This is a genomic window from Microbacterium sp. HMWF026 (assembly GCF_003061325.1).
Lineage (GTDB): Bacteria > Actinomycetota > Actinomycetes > Actinomycetales > Microbacteriaceae > Microbacterium > Microbacterium testaceum_E.
The window spans coordinates 1-1,401 of the sequence record NZ_QAJB01000122.1 but is presented as its reverse complement, the minus strand read 5'-3'; the positions used below and the strand labels follow the sequence as shown (position 1 = coordinate 1,401).

Sequence of the window (1,401 nt, the reverse complement as noted above, 5' to 3'; positions counted from 1 at the left end):
CCGTTCCCCCGGCAGGGGGGTGGATGCCGTTCCCCGCGCCGGGGCACGGCATCCCCTCCCACCTAGGCTGGACGGGTGGACACCGCCGAGCTCACCGCCCTGCTGACCCCCGAGGGGCTGCGCCTGCTCGACGACGTGGGACCCATCGATTCCACCGACGACGCAGCGCGCGCGGTGTCCAGACTGCGTGCGGCGGGGCACTCCCCCGCCCTCGTCTCGGCCGTGGTGGGGCAGGCGCGCCTCCGCGTCCGCGCCGCGGCGAAGTTCGGCGCGTTCGCCGATCGGATGCTCTTCACCCGCGCGGGCCTCGAGCAGGCGACGCGCCTGCCGATCGCCGCGCGTCACGCGGGGCGCTTCCGCGACGCCGGGATCGCAAGGGTCGCCGACCTCGGCTGCGGCATCGGCGGCGATGCCCTGGGCCTGGCCGGGCTCGGCATCCGGGTGCACGCGGTCGACGCCGACGAGGTGACCGCCGCCATCGCGGCGTACAACCTCGCTCCCTTCGCCGACGCGGCGACCGTGCAGCACGCGCGCGCCGAAGAGGTGGATCTGAGCGGGATGGATGCCGTCTGGCTCGACCCCGCGCGCCGCACGGCCGGTCACTCCGAGACGCGGCAGGTGGCCTCGAGCGAGTGGTCGCCGTCGCTCGAGTGGGTGTTCGACCTGATCTCCCGCGTGCCCGGCGGCGTGAAGCTCGGGCCGGGCTTCGACCGCACGCAGATCCCCGACGATGTCGAGGCCCAGTGGATCAGTGCCGACGGGTCGACGATCGAGCTGGTGCTGTGGTCGGGGGCGCTCGCGCGCGAGGCCGTCCGCCGCGCGGCGCTCGTCGTGCGCGGCGGCGAGGCGTGGGAGCTCACCGCCCCGGCCGATACCCCCGACGCCGAGCCGCGCGAGCTCGGCGCATTCGTGCACGAACCCGACGGGGCCGTCATCCGCGCCCGGCTGATCGGAGAAGTCGCGAGGGCGCTGGATGCCGGCATGCTCAGCCCCGGGATCGCCTACCTCACCTCGGACGCGGCGATGACGAGCCCGTTCGTGTCGTCGTTCCGGGTGCGCGAGCAGCTGCCCGCCGACCCGAAGAAGCTCGCCCAGGCGCTGCGTGCACGCGGCATCGGCACGCTCGAGATCAAGAAGCGCGGCGTCGACGTCGACCCGGCAGTGCTGCGCAAGAAGCTGTCGCTGCGCGGTGACGAGTCCGCGACGCTCCTGCTCACCCGCGTGGGATCGAAGCGCCTCGCTCTGCTGGCCGACCGCGTCTGACGGGGGCTAGACGACCGCGAGCTGCGAGAAGCCCCAGATCAGCCATCCGGCGCTGAACGCCACCGACAGCAGCGCGAGGGCGAGAGCCCACCCGGCGAGTGTGCGACTGTCGCGGGGCCGGCGCAGTGAGACCAGCGC

Annotated in this window: 1 protein-coding gene; it reads left to right on the top strand. The window is 74.2% G+C overall.

Going from position 1 to position 1,401, the window contains the following annotated elements; genetic code table 11:
• The first annotated feature begins 75 nt into the window (after positions 1-75).
• On the top strand, positions 76-1,263 hold the full coding sequence (locus DBR36_RS05535; protein WP_108317928.1) for a class I SAM-dependent methyltransferase: 1,188 nt from the start codon (positions 76-78) through the stop codon (positions 1,261-1,263).
• The last annotated feature ends 138 nt before the right edge of the window (positions 1,264-1,401 follow it).